The following is an 18,547-nucleotide window of genomic DNA, read 5'->3' on the forward strand; positions in this document are numbered from 1 at the left end:
GCGCCCCAGTCACCCGAGCCCATGCAGCGCCCGCAGCTCAGGGTCCTTCTCGACCTCGTACATGTTGAACAACTGCGTGGCATCCCGCGACCAGCCCCCTTCCAGCCAGCGCCACGTCGCCGCATCCACCCGCGGCAGCTTCCGTTCCAGGTAGTAGACCCGGCTGCCATCACCCGAGAAGCACCCGTCCAGCAGCTGCCAGCGCGCGCGATCCACCCCGGGCAGCGGCTTCCCGTCGCAGTAGACGTTGCTGTCATCAACGGCGTACAGCGGGTCCTCTGCCACCCCCTGCAGCAGGTCGCCACGCAGGCAGTGCTTCATCCGCCGGCCGCAATACCAGCCGCCCTGGTCATCGGCCCCGTAGCCGCCACCGAGATCGCGGAACGTCGTGCAGTCCGCCCCGGCCAGCGCCTTCAGCGAGGTCTCGTACTCGAAGTAGACGGCATGGTCGTCCAGCCAGTATTCGCCACACTGGCGAAAGCTGTCGCGGTCGATGGAGCTCTGCCGGGTCCACGCGTGATAGACCGCGTGCGCGTCGCGCCCGATGAAGAAGTGCGCCGGAATGAACTCGAAGCTCGCTGCATCGGCCTTGCGCAGCAGCCGGCCCTGGTGGAACACCCGGCCCTCGTGGATGCGCCAGAATTCGATGCGGAACGGACCGAGGAAACGCTGGTCCGGCTGGTCGCTGATCTTCTGCCATGGCATGGGCTGGGGCTCCGCCGGTGTTGGGAGCATCAGTGTAGTGCGAGCGGAGACAGCAACGCCGGGCATGGCCCGGCGCTACCGACAGATCAGTCGAGCATGGCTCGACTCTACAGGGGGCTCTGCGGATCAGTACTTGCCGTCGAAGGCGAAGATCGGCTTGCGCTGCTTCCATGCTCCCGCGGTGAAATCCGGGAATTCCAGCGTCTGGAAGCCGTTGGCGATCGACTGCTCGGACAGCGGCGTGATCGCGCTCCAGGTCACCGCGTCATAGATGTCGATGGGCATCGGTGCCTTGGCCTTCAGCGCTTCCACGAAGGCGTGGATGACGAACCAGTCCATGCCGCCATGGCCGGCGCTGGCCGCGGTGTCGGCGTTCTGCTTCCACAGCGGATGTTCGTACTGGTCCTGGTAGGTCTTGAACTCTTCCCACTGGTGCGGCGGGCTGCGGCCTTCGATGTGGATCGAATGGTTCACGTCCATCCACAGGCCCTTGGTGCCCTGCACGCGGAAGCCCATCGAGTAAGGGCGAGGCAGCGAGGTGTCGTGCTGCAGCAGGATGGTCTCGCCGTTCTCGCAGGCCAGCGTGGTGGTCACGATGTCACCCAGCTTGAATTTGACCTTGGTGCTGGGGTGGGTGGTGCCACCGCTCTTGGCCACGGTGTAGTCGTGCAGGCCACGCGCCTTGGTGGCGAACGCATTGATGTGGGTGAAGCGGTTGCCGCGGTTGATGCCGGTGTACATCGCGCACGGGCCGATGCCGTGGCTGGGGTACAGCTCGCCGTTGCGCTGCACCGAGTGCTCGGTGCGCCAGCGCGCTTCGCTCCAGCCCTTGGGGCCGAACTCCACGCCGCTGTCGTAGGGCTGGTTGGGATCGCCGGAATTGAACTTCACCCCGCGCAGGTCGTGCTGGTAGCCGGCCTGCAGGTGTACCAGTTCGCCGAACAGCCCCTGGCGCACCATCTGCAGCGCGGCCATCACGTCGCGGCGGTAGCAGACGTTTTCCAGCAGCATGTACGGCGTGCCGGTGTTGAGCTGGGTCTTCAGCACGTCCCAGTGGTCCTGCAGGGTGATGCCAGCCACCACTTCGCAGCCGACGGCCACGCCGGCCTGCATCGCGGCAATCGCCATCGGTGCGTGGTATTCCCACGGCGTGGCGATGACCACGCCATCGATGCCCTTCTGTTCCAGCAGGCGCTTCCACGCGTTGGTGTCGCGGTCCTGGCCGTAGGTCTTCGGCGCGGCCTTGCCGGCCTTGGCCACCATGTCCACGGCGCGGCCCAGCATGATCGGATCGATGTCGCACAGCGCGACCACCTCCACATCGTCCCGGCGCACCAGCTCCTTCAGCAGCACCAGGCCGCGCATGCCGGTACCGATGAGGGCCAGGCGCACCTTGCGCCCTGCCGCCCAGGCGGGGGTCTGCGGCAGCAGGCTGCTGGCGGCGACGGCGGCACTGGCCGCGATGAATTCCCTACGCTTCATGGCAAACACTCTCCTCTTGAAGGTGCGCCGGCCACGACCGGCGCACCAGGGTCACACGAACGGAATTACTTGAACCGGTAGCCGACGGTCACACTGTAGCCGCGGCCGAAGATGGTGGCGTAGTCGCTGGAATCGCCCAGGAAGCTGTTCGGATCGTAGAACGGCAGGCGATCGAACAGGTTCTTGACCGTGAAACTGAGGTTCCAGGCGTCATCCGGGCGCCAGGTGACGCTCAGGTTGGCGGTCCACCACGACGGCGCGCCATCACACTTGCTGGCCTCCAGCGCAAGGAAGCCGGCGGTGCAGGTGTCCTTGTTGTTGTCCACTTCGTCCACGCGGTCGCGGGCCCACTTGGTGCCGCCCACGTAGTTGACGAACATGCTGGTGGTCACCTGCTTGTAGGTCCAGTCGGCGTTGAGCGTGGCGCGCAGGCGCGGGTTGTTGTAGTAGCCCACCACGTCGCCGTAGTACCAGCCGCTTTCGTCATCCATGTAGTAGCGGTTGCGGTTGGCGATGGTGGCGGCCAGGCCCACGTTCAGCCCGCCCCATTCACCCAGCGAGAAGCGGCTGCGCGCATCCACGTCGAAGCCATCGACCAGGGTCTTGCCGCGGTTCTTGTACTGGCCCACCACGCTGGCCACGTTGCCCACGCTGTAGCCGGGCAGCACGGCAGGGCAGCTCACGCCGCTGGCCGGGTCGGCGCACATCGCCGCCAGCTGGGCCAGGTTGGCGCGGTCGGCATCGGTGATCGGCGAACGGCTGGAGGAGATGATGTCGGTGTCGCGGCTGAAATCCGGGGCGACGATCTCGTTGTTGCGGTAGATGAACCAGTAGTCGGCCGACACCGACAGCCAGCTGGCCGGCTCGTAGACGAAGCCCAGGGTGGCGATCTTGGCCTTCTCCGGCTTCAGGTCCTGGTTGGGCTGGGTCATGCGGGCGACGGTGCGGCTGCAGTCGACGTTGGCCAGGCTCTTGCCCAGGTCCACGTCACCGGCACGCTGCGACTGCCGCAGCAGGTCGGCGATGGCATTGGTCTCGGCGCAGCGCACCTCGTCGCGGTAGCCGCCCAGCTGGGCGAACACACCGCCACTGCCCGACTCGGCCAGGCTGGGCGCGCGGAAGCCGGTGGAATAGGTGCCGCGCAGCATCAGCTGGTCGAAGGCCTGGTACTTGAAGCCGATCTTCGGCGCGACATTGGCGCTGAAGTTCGGGTACTTGTCCACGCGCAGCGCCGCATCCAGTTCCAGCTTGTCGGTGATCGGCGCCACGGTTTCGGCGAACAGCGCATAGGTGTTGCGCGCACCGTCGAACCACGAACCACCCTGCTGGGTGATCAGACCGGCGGCGGCATCGGGGTTGCCCGGGGTGTAGAAGGTTTCGCGGCTGGCATTGAAGCCGAAGGCTGCGCGCATCTCACCGGCGGGCAGCTGGAACAGCGGGCCTTCGATCTTGCCATCCAGGGTGTGCAGGCGGGTCCAGGACTGGATGTCGAAGGTCGGGAAGGCTTCGCGGATCAGCGCAGCGTTGGCCTCGCTGATCTCGCCGAATTTGTACGCCGGGTGGTCGGAGATGATGACCCGGCCGGTGCCCGGATCCACCGAGTACGGGCCAAAGGCCTTCTCGAAGCCCTTCAGGTTGACGTTGATGGTCTGGTAGGTGGTGGAGTGCGAGCCCGCGGTGGCAAACGCGGTTTCCCAGTTCCAGTCGCCGACGTTGCCGCGTGCACCGGTCACCACGCGGTAGCTCTGGTCGGTGTTGCGCTGGCCGAAATAGTTCGGCCCGGCATCCTGCAGCAGGTAGTTCAGGCCGACCACGCCGCCCATCAACGCCTTCAGTTCGGGGCTGGCGTGGTTGTACTCGTTGTTCGGGCCCAGGTACGGGTACAGGAACTGGTTGACCGAGGTGCCGGTATCGCGCGAGAACCAGCTGCTGGGGTTGCCGGTGGTGGTGCCATAGGTGCGCGGCGTGCCGCCGTTGGCGCGCAGGTCGATGTCGGTGTAGGTGGCCTCGGCGAAGATCTCAGTGTTGTCGCCCACCAGGAAGGTGCCGTTGAGGTAGGCGGTGTTGCGCTCGGACTTCGCGCCGGCATCGATCTCGTTGTTCATCCACGTTTCCCAGACGCAGCTGGGGCCGGCGGCCTGGCCCTGCAGCACGTTCTGGCAGCCCGGTGCGGCTTCCTGCACGCGGCGGCCGGTCACCGGGTCGAAGGCGAAGTACGTGCCCGGGTTGAACTGGCCCGGCTTGCTGCCTACGCCCAGGCGCAGGTTGGTCAGGTAGTTGGGGTTGTTGACGTAGTACTGGCTGGGCCGCTTGTCGTAGAAATCGCTGAGCGGAATCGCGTCGCGCCGGTACATGTTCACCGCGGCGTAGACGTTGAAGCGGTTCTCGGTGAGGTCACCGAAGCCGGCGGTGATGCTGGCCTGGCGCTCGCCATAGGAATCGATGCGCGAGGAGGTGTCGTTGGTGAAGTTGATCTCCGCGCCCTGGAAGTTGCGCTTGGTGATCACGTTGATGACGCCGGCCACGGCGTCGGTGCCGTACACCGCCGAGGCGCCGTCGGTCAGCACTTCCATGCGTTCGATGGCTGCCGCCGGGATCGCATCGATGTTGACGAACTGGGTCTGGAAGCCCGCCGGTGCGCCGTAGTACGACAGGCGACGGCCGTTCAGCAGCACCAGCGTGCCCTGTGCGCCGAGCCCACGCAGGTTGGCCTGCGAGGCGCCGTCCGAGCCGGTGAACAGCGAGCGCGAATCCTGCTGCGCGGGCCGCGCGGCCGGCAGGTTGTCCAGCACTTGCAGCAGCGTGCGCGCACCCATGTTCTGGATGTCCTGCTTGCTGATCACCTGCACCGGCGATGCGGTTTCAACGTCGGTACGGCGGATGTTGGAACCGGTGACCTCGATGCGGGCCAGGTCGGTGGCGTTGTCCTTGCTGTCCTGGGCGGCAGCAGGCAGGGCGATCGACAACAGCACGCCGGCGATGGCCAGCGACAGCGGAGCGATCGAGCGACAGGGGGGACGGGGGTGGCGTGCGGGCAACATCGGGGTTCTCTCCTGGCAGGGGTGCGGCGCGGGTGGGCGGCGCGAAAGCGATTGGCGGGCAAAACGCTCCCGGGCCACGGCTCGAAAGCCGTAGTCGGAATGGGCGGGGGAGGAGCGGTGTTACGTGGGGGTCATGGGGCGACGATGCTGGCGGAGTCGCCCTCCTGGCCGATCAGCACGGCGTTGGCCCAGTTGGCACAGACCTGGGCGGGTTGGCTGCCCTGCGCACCCAGCGTGCGCAGGCTCAGGGTGGAAAGACCACGGATGTCCAGCTCGGGCTTGACCACGCCGGGTGCCTTCACCAGGCCGCTGTCGTACAGCAGGCGGCCATCGCCCCAGACCTGGAACTGCAGGCCACCGGCGGCGCGGCAGGCATCGTCGATGCCGAGATCGGCGCGCAGCAGGTTCCAGCCGCCCTGCAGGCGCAGGTCGATGCGGCTGTTGCCGCCGACGCCCAGGCCACGGCGGAACTGCAGGCCGTTCATGCGCAGGCCGGCGTCGCCACGGAAGGACTGGTCGGCGCGCACCTGGCTGGCCAGCGCGGCCGGCACCGGCAGCTCGGAGAGATACTGCTGCCGGGCCGGTCGCTCCGGTTCCTGGTGTTCGAGGATGTGGAAGGTGGACAGCGCGATCGGGCCGACATCGCGCGGCTGCAGTGCATCGAAGGCACGGACGCTGCCCTGTGCGGCGATGACCATCGGATCGGTGCTGCTGGCGCCGTCGCCTTCGGGGTTCTGCACGCTCAGCACGCGGAAGCGCAGCAGGCGGCCGGCATGGGCCGGGAAGTCGATGCGCTGCACGCCTTCCTTCAACTGCAGGCGGCCACGGGCGATCGGCTCGCCCCACTCGCCGTTGCTGTCACCCAGGTAGACCTCGTAGTCGCGGACCTGGCCGTGCTTCCAGTTCTTGTCGTTGCGCGGGGCGATCTCGATGCCGTCGATCATCTTCCGCTCGCCGAAGCCGACCACCCACTCGTGGGCGCCGGTGCGCACGGCCTGGTTGCGCACGCTGCGGAACCAGGTGCCGGGGTCGTCGTCGAAGGCATTTTCCAGTGCATGGCCCGGTTCTTCGGCCGGACGATTGACCACCAGCAGGCTGTCGGCCGGCAGTTCGCGGCCCAGCACCGGCGCGGCCGGGAAGGCATCGTCGGCGGCCGCAGCGGCCACGGCAAAGTCCAGCTGCAGCTGCAGCGGCTGGCGGATGTCCTGCGTGGCGGTACGCACATGCAGGGTGCCGCGGCGGTCCTTCGCATCGAAGTACCAGCCTTCGCTGGCGCTGTTGAACGCCGCCGCATCGGCCAGCGCCGGCAGCGCGCGGCCACCGGCCTGCACCGCACGCGGCGCCTGCCGGCTGAGCACGCGCAGGCCGTAGCGGCGCTGCGCCAGCTGGCCGTTGTAGCTGCCCTGCACCGCGTCGATCTGCACCTGCACCGGGCCGCTGCCCTGCGCCGGGGCCTGCACGCGCACCACCTGCGTGCTCGATTCGCCCTTCTGGTAGCGGCGCGTGGTGCCGTCGTCTTCGTACAGCGTGTACTGCGCTTCGCCCTGCGGGTAGAGGTCGAAGGTCACTTCATCAAGGGGCTTTTCGCCGTCGAACAGCATCGACGGATACATCGGCAGGATCGCACCGGCGCGCACGAACACCGGCAGCGTGGCCAGGTCCACCTGGCGGTCGAGCTGGCGTCCCTCGGCCCCGGCCTGCACGCGGCGGCCATCCCAGTAGTCGATCCAGCCGCCGGCCGGCAGGTGGATGTCGCGGCGCCAGCCACGGCTGGCCGCCTGGCTGCGGTACACCGGCGCCACCAGCAGGTCGCGGCCGAGCAGGAACTGGTACTTGTAGGTTTCATCCTGCGCGTGCGGATCGCGCGGGTTGTCCCACATCAGGCCACGCACCGGCGGTGCACCGGTCTGCGCGGCCTCGTGCACCAGCCCGTACATGTACGGGGTCAGGCGCATCTTCAACTTCAGGTAATCGCGGTTGATGCTGCGGTAGGGCTCGTCGTACCACCACGGGTGCTTGCGCGCGTTCGACGACCAGCCGCTCATGCCCATCAGCACCGGGGTGAAGGCTTTCCACTGCAGGTCGCGGGTGAAGGTCTCGGCGCTGCCGCCGAAGATCGCATCGACGTCGCCGCTGGCGTAGGCCATGCCGGACAGGCCCGAGCCCACCAGGGTCGGCACATGCCAGCGGATGTAATCCCAGCTGCTGCTCTGGTCGCCGGTCCAGGCCACCGCGTAGCGCTGGATGCCGGCCCAGCCCATCACCGTCCACAGGAACGGGCGCGAATCGGAGTTGTCGAGGATGCCGTTGAAGGCCTGGCGGTTGGCATCCATCGCGAACTGGTAGCCCTTGCCGGTCCAGGCCACATCCAGCTTCTGCACGCGGCTGCCGGCCTTGCCCACTTCCCAGGCGATCTTGTCCACGCCGTTCTCGGTCCACAGGCCGGTGCGGAAGCCATATTTCGCCAGCCCCTGCACGGTCTCGGGCAGCTTCTGGTAGCCGCAGCCGTAGCCGTCGTTGGGCAGGATCCAGCCGCCGGGCATGTCATGTTCGCGGTACTGCTTGGCCACGCTGTCGATCACATCCGGCGTGGTGCCGGTCGGGCCGTCGCTCCAGCCTTCGGGCACGGTGCCGGGCTTCCGGCTGTTGTCGGCGTCGTTGTAGCAGTCGGCATCGCCGTAGGAGAGCGCCCAGCGCGCGACCATGTTCGGGCGGCCGGTCAGCTGGGTGTAGCGTTCGATCAGCTTCGGCAGGTCGGCGCCGACGAAGTAATAGGCATCGAAGCGGTCTTCGCGGTGCAGCAGGGTGGCCTGGTCGGCCTGGCGCAGGTCGTAGCTGCCATCGCTCCAGGTGTTGCGCAGCATGCCCCAGCCACGGCTGCTCAGCAGCATCGGCGCCGGGCTCGGGCGATCGCCTTCTTCCCAGCCGCCGGAATAGGACACCTCCAGCTCGCGGCCCTTGAACTGGTAACGGCCGTTCTGCTGGCCACCGCCGAAGTAGCCTTCATCGGCCCGCGAAGAGAGCACCTGCACGCTCTGCGTGGCATCCAGGTCCAGCGGCTGCAGTTCCTGCCACAGCGCGGTGGGCTGGCCGTTGTCCAGGCGCTCCAGGCGCAGGCGCAGCGGCTGCCGCTGCACGTGCAGCACCAGTGCATCGGTCCGCACGCGGATTTCCTGTGCGTCTTCTTCCAGCTGCGCCCGCACATTCGCCTTGGGCTGCGGCAGCACGATCGGCGCGGCCTTGTCGCCGGCCCCGGTCAACGTGCCCTTGCGCCCGGCCTGCACGCGGAGGATGTCCGCGGCCGGCAGTTCGATGCGGATGCGCGCGCCGCTGTCGGTCTGCAGGTCCCAGCCGTGTACGCCGTCGCGGCTGTCACTGGCGCTGACCGAACGCAGGTTGCCGACCGGCTCGGCCTGGGCCGATGTCGCTACCAGCATCAATGCCGGCAGCAGGGCCAGCAGCAGCGGCGAGCGACGAATGCGGTTCTCCACACGAACTCCCAACCCGTTCACCGGGCGTTTCGAAAGCAGTTGCGCCCGACTCTAGGGCAGGGATTCGAAAGATGTCAATAAACTGAAAGTAAAAAGGAAGATATATTTGCTAGAAACGAAAGTTGGTGCGTCGCAATACTTTGTGTAAGCGCTTGCAACCCCCTGTTAAGTATTGTGCGATACGGCATTCGGGCGGTTCTTGCGTTTCGCGATCGCGCCCCTTCACGGTAAGTCGCGACAGCTAGTTTCTTTCTTTTTGCTTTCGATGTTTGACATTTCGAAAGAAAACACTGATGGTGCGCTGGCCCAACTGGAACCTCCGAATGGACGTCACCCTGCTTTCCGATGTGTCCGCCTGGCAGCGCCGGGGCGGAGCCGATACCGCTACCGAAATCGCCCAGCAGCCGGCGCTGTGGGAAGCCCTTGCGCAGGACCTGTCGCGTGCCCGCGACCGCCTGCAGGCCTTCCTCGGCGACAGCCTCAACGATCCCAACCAGCGCGTGCTGTTCACCGGCGCTGGCAGCTCCGGCTTCATCGCCGAAATGGTGGCCGATGCGATCAACGCGCAGTGGCCGGCCGAGGTGCGCGTGGTGCATACCACCAGCCTGCTGACCCACCCGGCGCTGTACCTGCAGCGCGACCGCCCCACCCTGCTGGTGTCGTTTGGCCGCAGCGGTTCCAGCCCGGAAAGCGTGGCTGCGGTCGACCGCGTGCGCGCCGACGTGGCCGACGCCCGTTTCCTCGACATCACCTGCAATGCCGACGGCGAACTGGCCCGCCGTGGTGCCGGCCGCAGCGATACCTTCACCCTGCTGATGCCTTCGGCCAGCTGCGACCGCGCCTTTGCCATGACCAGCAGCCTGACCTGCATGCTGCTGGCTGCACTGACCGTGTTCGACCGCTCGCCGTGGGAGGCGCGCAGCGCACGCCTGAAGCAGATTGCCGCGCTGGGCCGCGAAGGCCTGGCGCAGTGGGATGCGCCGGTGGCGGCACTGGCGCAGCGCCCGTTCAACCGGGTGATCTACCTGGCCAGCGGACCGCTGGAAGCGCTGGCCCGCGAGTGCGCGCTGAAGGTGCTGGAACTGACCGCCGGCCGCGTGCTGGCGCTGGCCAACACCCCGCTGGGCTTCCGCCACGGCCCCAAGTCCACGCTGGATGGCGACACCCTGGTGGTCGTGCTGCGCAGCGTGCAGCCGCTGGCGCGCCGCTACGAACAGGACCTGCTGGAAGAACTGCGCCGCGACGGCGTGGCCGGGCAGGTGCTGGCGATCGGCCCGCATGCGGATATCGGCGCGGACGACGAGTACACGCTGGCCGTGCCGGCACTGGACGACCCGTGGCTGGCGCCGGTGTGGCTGGGCTTCGCCCAGTTGTTCGCGCTGCAGCGCTCGGCCGCGCTGGGCCTGACCCCGGACAATCCGTTCCCGGACGGCACCGTCAACCGCGTCGTCCAGGGCGTCACCATCCACCATGGCTGAGCTGATCGCCCACGCCTGCTACGGCATCGACATCGGCGGCACCAAGATCGAGCTGGTGGCGTGCGATGCGGCGATGCAGGTCACCTGGCGCCGCCGCGTGGCGACGCCGCAGGGCGACTACGGCGGTTTCCTGCAGGCCGTCGTTGCGCTGGTGGCCGAGGCCGATGCCACGCTGGGCCGCAGTGACGCCGCCATCGGCATCGCCCTGCCCGGCGTGCGCGACCGCCGCAGCGGCCGCCAGCTCAGCGCGAACGTGCCGGCCCTGACCGGCCAGTGCGTGGCCCACGACCTGCAGGCCCGCCTGCAGCGTCCGCTGCACTTCGGCAATGACCTGCAGTGCTTTGCGTTGTCCGAGGCGCACGGTGGCGCCGCCGATGGCTACCCCAGCATGTTCGGCGCCATCCTCGGCACTGGTGCCGGTGGTGGCTTCTGCCTGCAGGGCCGCCTGCTGACCGGCTTCAACGGCCTGGCCGGCGAATGGGGCCACTGGAGCGTGCCCGGCCACCTGCTGCAGCGCCACGGCCTGCCGCTGCTGGACTGCGGCTGCGGCCTGCAGGGCTGCGTGGAGCGCTACGTGTCCGGCAGCGGCGTGGCGATGATCGAACGCCATCTCGGCGGCAGCGCGCGCGATGCCAGCGCGGTGATTGCCCTGGCCGAGGCCGGCGATGCACGCGCCCGCCAGGCGCTGGACATCCACCGCGACCTGCTCGGCCACAGCCTGGCCGCACTGGTGCTGGCGCTGGACCCGCACGTGATCGTGCTCGGTGGCGGCCTCTCGCAGTACGCGCCGCTGTACCAGCAGTTGCCATCGGCGGTGGCCGCCCATCTGTTCGCCGGTGCGCAGGTGCCGCCCATCGTGGCGCCGCGCTTCGGCGATGCCGGTGGTGCGCGCGGTGCCGCGCTGCTGGCCTGCCAACCCTCGTTTTCCTGATCGACCGGAGCCTGACCATGTCCCCGCTGCAGACCCTGCTTGCCTCCCACCGCGCCGGTGCCAACGTCGGCCTGTACAGCGTCTGCTGCAGCAACGAACAGGTGCTGCGCGCGGCCATGCACGTGGCGCTGGCGCACGGCACCGTGCTGCTGGTCGAGGCCACGTCCAACCAGGTCGACCAGTTTGGCGGCTACACCGGCATGACCCCGCCGCAGTACCGCGATTACGTCGGCGCGCTGGCCGATGAAGAAGGCTTCCCGCGCGAGCGGCTGATCCTCGGTGGCGACCACCTTGGCCCGAACGCCTGGCAGAAGCGCCCGGCCGCCGAAGCCATGACCCATGCGCGCGTGCTGATCGAGGCCTACGTGGCCGCCGGCTTCCACAAGATCCACCTGGACTGCAGCATGTCCTGCGCCGACGACCCGGTGCCGCTGCCCGATGCGATCGTCGCCGCACGTTCGGCCGAGTTGGCCGAGATCGCCGAGCGCAGCGCCGCCGAACACGGCCTGCCGCCGCCGGTCTATGTCATCGGCACCGAAGTGCCGGTGCCCGGTGGCGAAGCCTCGCTGGCCGGCGGCCTGCAGGTGACCACGCCGGCCGCCGCCGCGCAGACGCTGGCCATCCACCAGCACGCCTTCGATACGCCGCAGCTGCGCGACGCGTGGCAGCGGGTGATCGCGATGGTGGTGCAGCCGGGCGTGGATTTCGACCACAGCAGCGTGCACGAGTACGACCCGGCGGCAGCCGATGCGCTGGCCGGTTTCCTCGAACAGCAGCCGCGCATCGTGTTCGAAGCGCATTCCACCGATTACCAGCGCGAAAGCGGACTGCACGCCCTGGTGCGCGACCACTTCGCCATCCTCAAGGTGGGCCCGGCGGCGACCTTCGCCTACCGCGAGGCGCTGTTCGCGCTGGCCGCCATCGAGGCCGACCTGCTGCCAGCGGCGCAGTGCTCGCGCCTGCCGCAGGTGCTGGATGAGGTGATGCAGGCGCAGCCGAAGTACTGGCAGCCCTACTACCAGGGTGACGAAGCCGAACTGCGCCTGCTGCGCCGCTTCTCCTTCAGCGACCGCTGCCGCTACTACTGGGGCGAACCCGCATTGCTGCAGGCGGTGCAGACCCTGTTCGCCAACCTGGAACGGCAGGCGCCGCCGCTGGTACTGCTCAGCCAGTACCTGCCCGAGCAGTACCGCGCCGTGCGCGAAGGCCGCCTGGCCAACACCCCCAGCGCGCTGGTGCAGCACCGCATCGGCCAGTGCCTCGGCGAGTACGCCCGCGCCTGCAGCGCCAACCAGGCGGGCACCCGCAAGCAGAACGCAAGTTCGGCTGCCTCCGTTCTTGCGAACGGCTAATCTCTACCTTTCCTGACGAAACCGAGAGATGGCCATGCGCAACACCCGCTCCCGCCGGCAACAGATCCTGCAGCTGCTGATCGAGCATGGCTCGGTGCAGGTGGCCGATCTGGTCGAGCGCTTCGGCGTGTCGGCGGTGACCATCCGTGCCGACCTCACCCACTTCGAGGCGCAGGGCCTGGCCACCCGCACCCACGGCGGTGCCACCCTGGTGCGCACGCCACCGCAGGAACAGGACATCCACGAGAAGGATGCGCTGAACCTGCCGCTGAAGGAGTCCATCGGCACCGCCGCCGCGCGGCTGGTGCAGGCCGGCGACAACATCATCATCGACTCCGGCTCAACCACGATGACCCTGGCCCGCCACCTGCGCGGCCACCGCGACGTGACGGTGATGACCAATGGCCTGAACATCGCCTGGGAACTGGCCAACGCGCCGGGCATCACCGTGCTCCTCACCGGTGGCCTGCTGCGCCAGCAGTCGCTCTCGCTGCAGGGCAGCCAGGCCGAGGCCAGCCTCAACTCCTACAGCTTCGACACCCTGTTCCTGGGCGTGGACGGCCTGGACCTGCAGTTCGGCCTGACCACCCACGACGAAGCCGAAGCCCGCCTCAACCACCGCATGGTCGAGCGCGCGCGCCGCATCGTGGTGCTCACCGACGCCTCCAAGTTCGGCCGCGTCAGCCTGCACCGCATCGCGCTCCTCGACCAGATCCACGCCATCATCACCGACGCCGGCATCGACGATGCCACCCGCGAGGGGCTGCAGCGGCTGGGCATCGAAGTGATCATCGCCGAGACACCGCCATGACCGACACCCGCCGCCTGCACGGCCGCATCCTCACCCCGCTGGGCTGGCGCCGTGGCGACGTCCAGTTCGATACGCACGTGCGCCAGCTGCAGGTGGATGACCACAGTGGCGCCGACGATCTGCAGCTGCCGGTGATCCTGCCCGGCTTCATCGACCTGCACGTGCACGGCGCGGCCGGCGTGGACCTGATGCAGGGCGGCGACGTGGCCCGCACCATCGCCCGCACCCACCTGCGCTTCGGTACCACCACCCTGCTGGCGACCACCATGACCGCCGGCCTGGACGAGATCGAGCATGCGCTGCAGGGCGTGGCCGCCGCGATGGCGGCGCCGGATGCCGAGGCCGCGACCATCGCCGGTGTGCATCTGGAAGGCCCTTTCATCAGCCCGCAGCGGCTGGGCGCGCAGCCCAACCGCACGATCGAGGCAACGCTGGCACTGGTGCAGCAGCTGCATGCGCTGGCGCCGATCCGGGTGATGACGCTGGCGCCGGAGATCGGCGAGCACACCGCACTGATTCCCGCGCTGTCGGAGATGGGCATCCGCGTGCAGCTGGGCCACAGCGCCGGCACCTACGAGGAAGGCGTGGCCGCGCTGCAGGCCGGTGCGTCCGGCTTCACCCATCTGTTCAATGGCATGACCGGCGTCGACCACTACCGCCCGGGCATTGCAGCCGCTGCGCTCGCGCATGCGCAGTACGCGGAAATCATTCCCGACCTGCAGCACATCCACCCCGGCGTGATCCGCCTGGCCGCGCGCGCGATTCCGCGCCTGTATGCGGTGACCGATGCCACCGCGGCCACCGGCATGCCCGATGGCGAATACGCACTGGGCGAACAGCGCGTGCACAAGTGCGGCGGCTGCGTGCGCCTGGCCACCGGTTCGCTGGCCGGTAGTGCGCTGACCATGGACCAGGCGCTGCGCAACCTGGTGCAGGTGGGCCTGGACCTGGCCGATGCCTCGCAGCGCGTCTCCACCTTCCCCGCCGCCTACCTCGGCCTGGACGATCGCGGCCGCATCGCGCCCGGCGCCCGCGCCGACCTGGTGGTGCTGGACGCCGCACTGCGCCTGCAGCAGGTGGTCGTCGGCGGGCGGGTAATCGATTTGTAGAATCGAGCCATGCTCGACTGACCGCGCATGCCGCGGCAAAGCAGTCGAGCGTGGCTCGACTCTACAGAAAGCAATCCGCACCGAAACGCCGCACAGGAAACCTGTCGATGACCGCACCCACCGCCCCGCGCTGGCCCGTTCGCTACCTGCTGTTCATCGGCGGCCTCGGCGGCCTGCTGTACGGCATCGACATCGGCATCATCGCCGGCGCCCTGCCCTACCTGGAAGCCACCGCCAGCCACGCCTGGCAGCTCAGCAGCCAACAGCTCGGCTTCGTGGTTGCAGCGGTGCTGCTGGGCAGCGTGCTGTCTTCGTTGTTCGCCGGCATGGTGGCCGACCTGATCGGCCGCCGCGGCGCGATGCTGCTGGCGGGCGTGCTGTTCACCGCCTCCATTCCGATCATGGCGCTGGCCTCGGGTTACACGCCGCTGCTGCTGGGCCGCCTGCTGCAGGGCATCAGCGGGGGCCTGATCGGCGTGGTGGTGCCGCTGTACCTGGCCGAAGTGCTCAGTCCCGAGCGGCGCGGCCGCGGTGCGGCGATGTTCCAGCTGCTGCTGACCATCGGCCTGGTGCTGGCTGCCCTCATCGGTCTGTACCAGGCGCATGCCGTGGATGCCGCCGCCGAGGCCGTGCGCTCGCTGCCGCTGGCACAGCAGGCGCAGGAACTGTTCGTGGTGAAGGATCACGCCTGGCGCACCATCTTCTGGAGCTGCCTGGCACCGGGCCTGCTGTTCTGTGCCGGCATCTTCTGGCTGTCCGAATCACCGCGCTGGCTGGTACGCCGTGGCCGCGTGGAAGACGCGCGCCGCAGCCTGCAGCGCGTGCTGCCCGCTGCCGATGTGGAACCCACGCTGGCGCAGATCCAGGCACCGGAAACGCGCAGCAGCGATGGCCGCCGTGATCGGCTGCTGAGCCGCCGCTACGTGGTGCCGTTCGTGTTGGCCTGCGTCGTGCTGGCCTGCACCCAGGCCACCGGCATCAATTCGATACTGGCCTACGCGGTCAACATCCTCAACCAGGCCGGCCTGTCCGGCTCGGTGGCCAACGGCGCCGACGTGGCCATCAAGCTGCTCAACGCGGTGATGACCGTGGTCGCCCTGCTGCTGGTCGACCGCAAGGGCCGCCGCTTCCTGTTGATGCTGGGCAGCGGCGGCATCTGCGTGGCCCTGCTGGCCGCGGCCACGCTGTTCTTCCAGACCGAGCGCGGTCGCGCCGATGTGCAGCCGCAGCTGCAGGCCGCAGTGAGTGGTGACGGCCTGCAGCTGGTGCTGGATGACGCGCAGTGGCAGCGCCTGGCCGCTGGCACCGACAGCGAGGGCCGGCCGATGCAGCTCACCGTGTCGTATGCCTATGGCGATTTCACCAACGTGCGTGCCCTGCGCAGCGACAACCTGGGTGACCGCGAACTGCGCATCGCGCGTGCCGGCACCGTGCAGCCGGACAGCGTCATCGGTGCGTTCTTCCGCCACCTGCACCTGAACCCCTTCGCCGACCCGGCCAGCGCCGCGCAGGCGCCGCTGCGCATCGAACAGGCACGCATCGGCCCGGTGCCGCCACCGGCACACGGCTGGGCCGTGGCCGCGTGCATCCTGGTGTTCGTGGCGTTCTTCGCGGTCGGCCCCGGCGTGTGCGTGTGGCTGGCGCTGTCGGAACTGATGCCCAACCGCATCCGCTCCAATGGCATGAGCATCGCCCTGCTCATCAACCAGTTCGTATCCACCACGATTGCCGCCATCTTCCTGCCCACGGTGGGGCACCATGGCTATGCCAGCATGTTCCTGTTCTGGGCTGGCTGCACGTTTGTGTTCTTCCTGGTGGCCGCCCTGTGGCTGCCGGAAACCAAGGGCAAGTCGCTGGAAGAGATCGAAGCGCGGTTCGCCAGGTAGCGGTCGACCTTGGTCGACCTCCGCGCGCAGCGCGGGAGTGGCGGCGCGCCGGTCATCTGCCGGTGATGTGCTTCGCCAGCGCCTGCGCTTCGGCAATGCTGGACAGCCCGCTCAGCAGCATTGATTCGCCGAACGGGCCCTGCACCGTCGCCACCATCAGCACACGGCCATCCACGCTGATGGCCGCACGCTGGCCCACCAGGGCTGCGGTGCCATCGTGGATGCGCTGGTGTGCCTCCGGCCGGTACCGGATCTGCAGGCCCGGTTGGTTGCCGTTGTCCAGCACATAGCGCACATCGGCGATGTCCGCGCTGCCGGCAATCGGCGGTTCACGCAGGGCCAGTGCCTCGCCCTGCCACTCAACCGGCGTGCCCTTGCCCTCCGCATCGACCGCGCTCAGGCGCACGTCCACGCCGGGGCGTGGTGCCTGCTGCCGGCCCACCGGCGCATCAGCAGGTGCGCCCGGCATGCAGGCGGTCAAACCCAGCGCCGCCGCCAGCAACAACGGAAGCGCGGCCCTCACGCCAGCGTCCTCAGTTTCAGTGCCACGACAATCTGCAGCAGCCCGTACAGCAGGCTGCCGATGCCCATCCAGAGGGTGGTCACCGCCACCCCGGCCAGCGGGTTGGCCGCAAACAGCAGGCCGAGCACGATGGCCAGCGCGCCGCTGAGGATCAGCACCCACTCGCCCCGGATATGCCTGCGCACGCGCACGGCGAATACGATGCGGTAGATGCCCGCCACCAGCAGCCAGGCAGCCAGCAGCAGCACCAGCACGCTGGCGGTGGCCAGCGGATTGATCACCGCCAGCGTGCCGAAGCCCAGCGAAGCCACCGCATACAACAGCAGCCAGCCCCGCGGCGCGCCGCTGCCGCCACTGATCAAGGCGATCAGGCTGATGACCCCTTCGACGATGGCCATCAAGCCCAGTGCCCAGGCCAGCGCGGTGGCTGCGGCCATCGGCCAGCCGATTGCGGTGATGCCAAAGCCCAGCGCGACCACGCCATACAGCAGCAGGATCGACCAGCTGCGGCCGATGGCCGACAACAGCGGCGACGGGGAAGATTCGGGAGACAGCATGACCACTCCTTCGATCAGGTTCCTGGCCCATCCTAGCGCCCGCCTCGTTGATGGCACCATCACGGCACCCGCGGGGCAGTAGGCTGGGTAGAGTCGACCGTTGGTCGACTGGCGTTATCCAGATCGAAGGGCAGTCGACCAACGGTCGACTCTACCGGAACGCATCACGGCACCCGCGCGCACACCCACACGCGCACTTCGTCGGCGCCGACCAGCCGCAGCGTTTCCGCCACTTCCAGCACGGTGCTGCCGGTGGTCATCACATCGTCCACCACGGTCAGGCGCGGTGGCACCGCACCGCGCACATCGAAGGCGTCGAACAGGTTGTCGCGGCGCTGCTCGGCGCTGCGCTCCGACTGCGGCGCGGTGTGCCGGCGACGGTACAGGCCGCGCCACACCGGCTGGCGCAGCAGCCGGCACAGCTCGCCGGCCTGGTCGTAACCGCGCTGGCGCAAGCGCCGCGGATGCAACGGCACCGGTGCCAGCGGCGCGCACGCCCACGGTGGCGGATGGCGAAGCATCAACTGCGCCAGCAGTCGGCCGGCGGCCAGGTCCTGGTGGAATTTGTAGCGGACCAGCAGCTGGTCCACGGGCGGCAGGTACAGCAGGCTGGCGTGGGTCGCAGCCTGCGGCGGCGGCTCCTCGCGGCAGGTGCCGCAGACCGGCAGCGCGCTGTCCGGCAATGGCAGTGCACAGCGCAGGCAGGCCCGCCCGGACCAGGGTAGATCCGCCAGGCAGGCGGCACACAGATCCAGGCCATCGTGGCCGGGGTCGTCGCAGACCAGGCAGCGCAGCGGCAGCAGCACCTGCAGGGCCGCTGAAGCGGCGCGAGCCAGCGCGTTGTGGATTCCCTGTATCGGCATGCCCGCTACTGTGTGCGCTGCATTCGCTGGATGGCATCAGGGTTAAGCGCCTTGGCGGGTAGGTGCAGGCTGTCCAGCGCAGGCGGTGGCGAGGACACAGGGAATGCACATCGGCCCGCCTACGCTGTGCCCGCCACATGCCGGAGTTGCGGATCGCGTATGAACAAGCGGACCAGAATCATCATCCTTGTCCTGGTGATCGGGGCACTCGCCATGGCCGTGCCCAGCCTCATTCTGTACATGAAGTACGGCGAAACCCACGACCCGGGCCTGCAGAAAGAGGCGGACCGGATGCAGCAGGAGCAGGATAAACCCTGA

The 18,547-nt window shown here is 68.5% G+C and carries 14 protein-coding genes; 7 read left to right on the forward strand and 7 right to left on the reverse strand.

Going from position 1 to position 18,547, the window contains the following annotated elements:
- Positions 1–9: 9 nt before the first annotated feature.
- From C1926_RS10440 to C1926_RS10455, 4 genes are all read right to left on the reverse strand, one after another.
- On the reverse strand, positions 10–705 hold the full coding sequence (locus tag C1926_RS10440) for a DKNYY domain-containing protein (protein ID WP_108759137.1): 696 nt from the start codon (positions 703–705) through the stop codon (positions 10–12).
- 126 nt (positions 706–831) lie between these two features.
- Positions 832–2,187 (reverse strand): Gfo/Idh/MocA family oxidoreductase, encoded by a 1,356-nt coding sequence (locus C1926_RS10445; protein WP_108759138.1) that lies wholly within the window; start codon positions 2,185–2,187, stop codon positions 832–834.
- A gap of 65 nt (positions 2,188–2,252) precedes the next feature.
- On the reverse strand, positions 2,253–5,228 hold the full coding sequence (locus C1926_RS10450; protein ID WP_108759139.1) for a TonB-dependent receptor: 2,976 nt from the start codon (positions 5,226–5,228) through the stop codon (positions 2,253–2,255).
- 131 nt (positions 5,229–5,359) lie between these two features.
- The gene (locus C1926_RS10455; protein ID WP_108759140.1) at positions 5,360–8,719 is read right to left on the reverse strand and encodes a TIM-barrel domain-containing protein; all 3,360 of its coding nucleotides are present in this window, start codon (positions 8,717–8,719) and stop codon (positions 5,360–5,362) included.
- Between the two features lie 323 nt (positions 8,720–9,042).
- Here C1926_RS10455 and C1926_RS10460 point away from each other — a divergent pair, with 323 nt between their 5' ends.
- From C1926_RS10460 to C1926_RS10485, 6 genes are all read left to right on the forward strand, one after another.
- Positions 9,043–10,197: an SIS domain-containing protein gene (locus tag C1926_RS10460; protein WP_108759141.1), complete on the forward strand. Its 1,155-nt coding sequence runs from the start codon at positions 9,043–9,045 to the stop codon at positions 10,195–10,197.
- The gene (locus C1926_RS10465) at positions 10,190–11,128 is read left to right on the forward strand and encodes an ROK family protein (protein WP_108759142.1); all 939 of its coding nucleotides are present in this window, start codon (positions 10,190–10,192) and stop codon (positions 11,126–11,128) included. Before C1926_RS10460 ends, C1926_RS10465 begins: the two co-directional genes overlap by 8 nt.
- A 17-nt stretch (positions 11,129–11,145) precedes the next feature.
- Positions 11,146–12,480, forward strand: a complete 1,335-nt coding sequence (locus tag C1926_RS10470; protein WP_108759143.1) for a D-tagatose-bisphosphate aldolase, class II, non-catalytic subunit — start codon at positions 11,146–11,148, stop codon at positions 12,478–12,480.
- A 34-nt stretch (positions 12,481–12,514) separates the two neighbouring features.
- The gene (locus C1926_RS10475; protein ID WP_079225420.1) at positions 12,515–13,291 is read left to right on the forward strand and encodes a DeoR family transcriptional regulator; all 777 of its coding nucleotides are present in this window, start codon (positions 12,515–12,517) and stop codon (positions 13,289–13,291) included.
- Positions 13,288–14,400 (forward strand): N-acetylglucosamine-6-phosphate deacetylase, encoded by a 1,113-nt coding sequence (gene nagA, locus C1926_RS10480; RefSeq protein ID WP_108759144.1) that lies wholly within the window; start codon positions 13,288–13,290, stop codon positions 14,398–14,400. The genes C1926_RS10475 and nagA overlap by 4 nt, the downstream gene beginning before the upstream one ends.
- A 107-nt stretch (positions 14,401–14,507) precedes the next feature.
- A complete protein-coding gene (locus tag C1926_RS10485; protein ID WP_108759145.1) occupies positions 14,508–16,286 on the forward strand; it encodes an MFS transporter in 1,779 nt (592 codons plus the stop codon).
- Positions 16,287–16,338: 52 nt separating this feature from the next.
- On the opposite strand, the gene C1926_RS10490 is transcribed toward C1926_RS10485, so the two are convergent.
- The 3 genes from C1926_RS10490 to C1926_RS10500 all read right to left on the reverse strand — a co-directional run bounded on the left by C1926_RS10490 (position 16,339) and on the right by C1926_RS10500 (position 18,229).
- Positions 16,339–16,809: a hypothetical protein gene (locus C1926_RS10490; protein ID WP_108759146.1), complete on the reverse strand. Its 471-nt coding sequence runs from the start codon at positions 16,807–16,809 to the stop codon at positions 16,339–16,341.
- Positions 16,806–17,366, reverse strand: coding sequence for a DUF308 domain-containing protein (locus C1926_RS10495; protein ID WP_079224066.1), 561 nt, complete (start codon positions 17,364–17,366; stop codon positions 16,806–16,808). Before C1926_RS10495 ends, C1926_RS10490 begins: the two co-directional genes overlap by 4 nt.
- Positions 17,367–17,530: 164 nt before the next feature.
- Positions 17,531–18,229, reverse strand: coding sequence for a ComF family protein (locus tag C1926_RS10500; RefSeq protein WP_108759147.1), 699 nt, complete (start codon positions 18,227–18,229; stop codon positions 17,531–17,533).
- A gap of 159 nt (positions 18,230–18,388) precedes the next feature.
- Between C1926_RS10500 and C1926_RS21480 the strand changes: the two genes are divergently transcribed.
- A complete protein-coding gene (locus C1926_RS21480) occupies positions 18,389–18,547 on the forward strand; it encodes a hypothetical protein (protein ID WP_159095080.1) in 159 nt (52 codons plus the stop codon).

It is taken from the genome of Stenotrophomonas sp. ZAC14A_NAIMI4_1 (assembly GCF_003086915.1).
GTDB lineage: Bacteria > Pseudomonadota > Gammaproteobacteria > Xanthomonadales > Xanthomonadaceae > Stenotrophomonas.

What these genes read in the sequence shown, in the direction of transcription:
- C1926_RS10440 (WP_108759137.1), bottom strand. Translation starts at nt 705, where the DNA reads ATGCCATGGCAGAAGATCAGCGACCAGCCGGACCAGCGTTTCCTCGGT.
- C1926_RS10500 (WP_108759147.1), bottom strand. Translation starts at nt 18,229, where the DNA reads ATGCCGATACAGGGAATCCACAACGCGCTGGCTCGCGCCGCTTCAGCG.
- C1926_RS10460 (WP_108759141.1), top strand. Translation starts at nt 9,043, where the DNA reads ATGGACGTCACCCTGCTTTCCGATGTGTCCGCCTGGCAGCGCCGGGGC.
- nagA (WP_108759144.1), top strand. Translation starts at nt 13,288, where the DNA reads ATGACCGACACCCGCCGCCTGCACGGCCGCATCCTCACCCCGCTGGGC.
- C1926_RS10485 (WP_108759145.1), top strand. Translation starts at nt 14,508, where the DNA reads ATGACCGCACCCACCGCCCCGCGCTGGCCCGTTCGCTACCTGCTGTTC.
- C1926_RS21480 (WP_159095080.1), top strand. Translation starts at nt 18,389, where the DNA reads ATGAACAAGCGGACCAGAATCATCATCCTTGTCCTGGTGATCGGGGCA.
- C1926_RS10465 (WP_108759142.1), top strand. Translation starts at nt 10,190, where the DNA reads ATGGCTGAGCTGATCGCCCACGCCTGCTACGGCATCGACATCGGCGGC.
- C1926_RS10450 (WP_108759139.1), bottom strand. Translation starts at nt 5,228, where the DNA reads ATGTTGCCCGCACGCCACCCCCGTCCCCCCTGTCGCTCGATCGCTCCG.
- C1926_RS10475 (WP_079225420.1), top strand. Translation starts at nt 12,515, where the DNA reads ATGCGCAACACCCGCTCCCGCCGGCAACAGATCCTGCAGCTGCTGATC.
- C1926_RS10445 (WP_108759138.1), bottom strand. Translation starts at nt 2,187, where the DNA reads ATGAAGCGTAGGGAATTCATCGCGGCCAGTGCCGCCGTCGCCGCCAGC.
- C1926_RS10495 (WP_079224066.1), bottom strand. Translation starts at nt 17,366, where the DNA reads ATGCTGTCTCCCGAATCTTCCCCGTCGCCGCTGTTGTCGGCCATCGGC.
- C1926_RS10470 (WP_108759143.1), top strand. Translation starts at nt 11,146, where the DNA reads ATGTCCCCGCTGCAGACCCTGCTTGCCTCCCACCGCGCCGGTGCCAAC.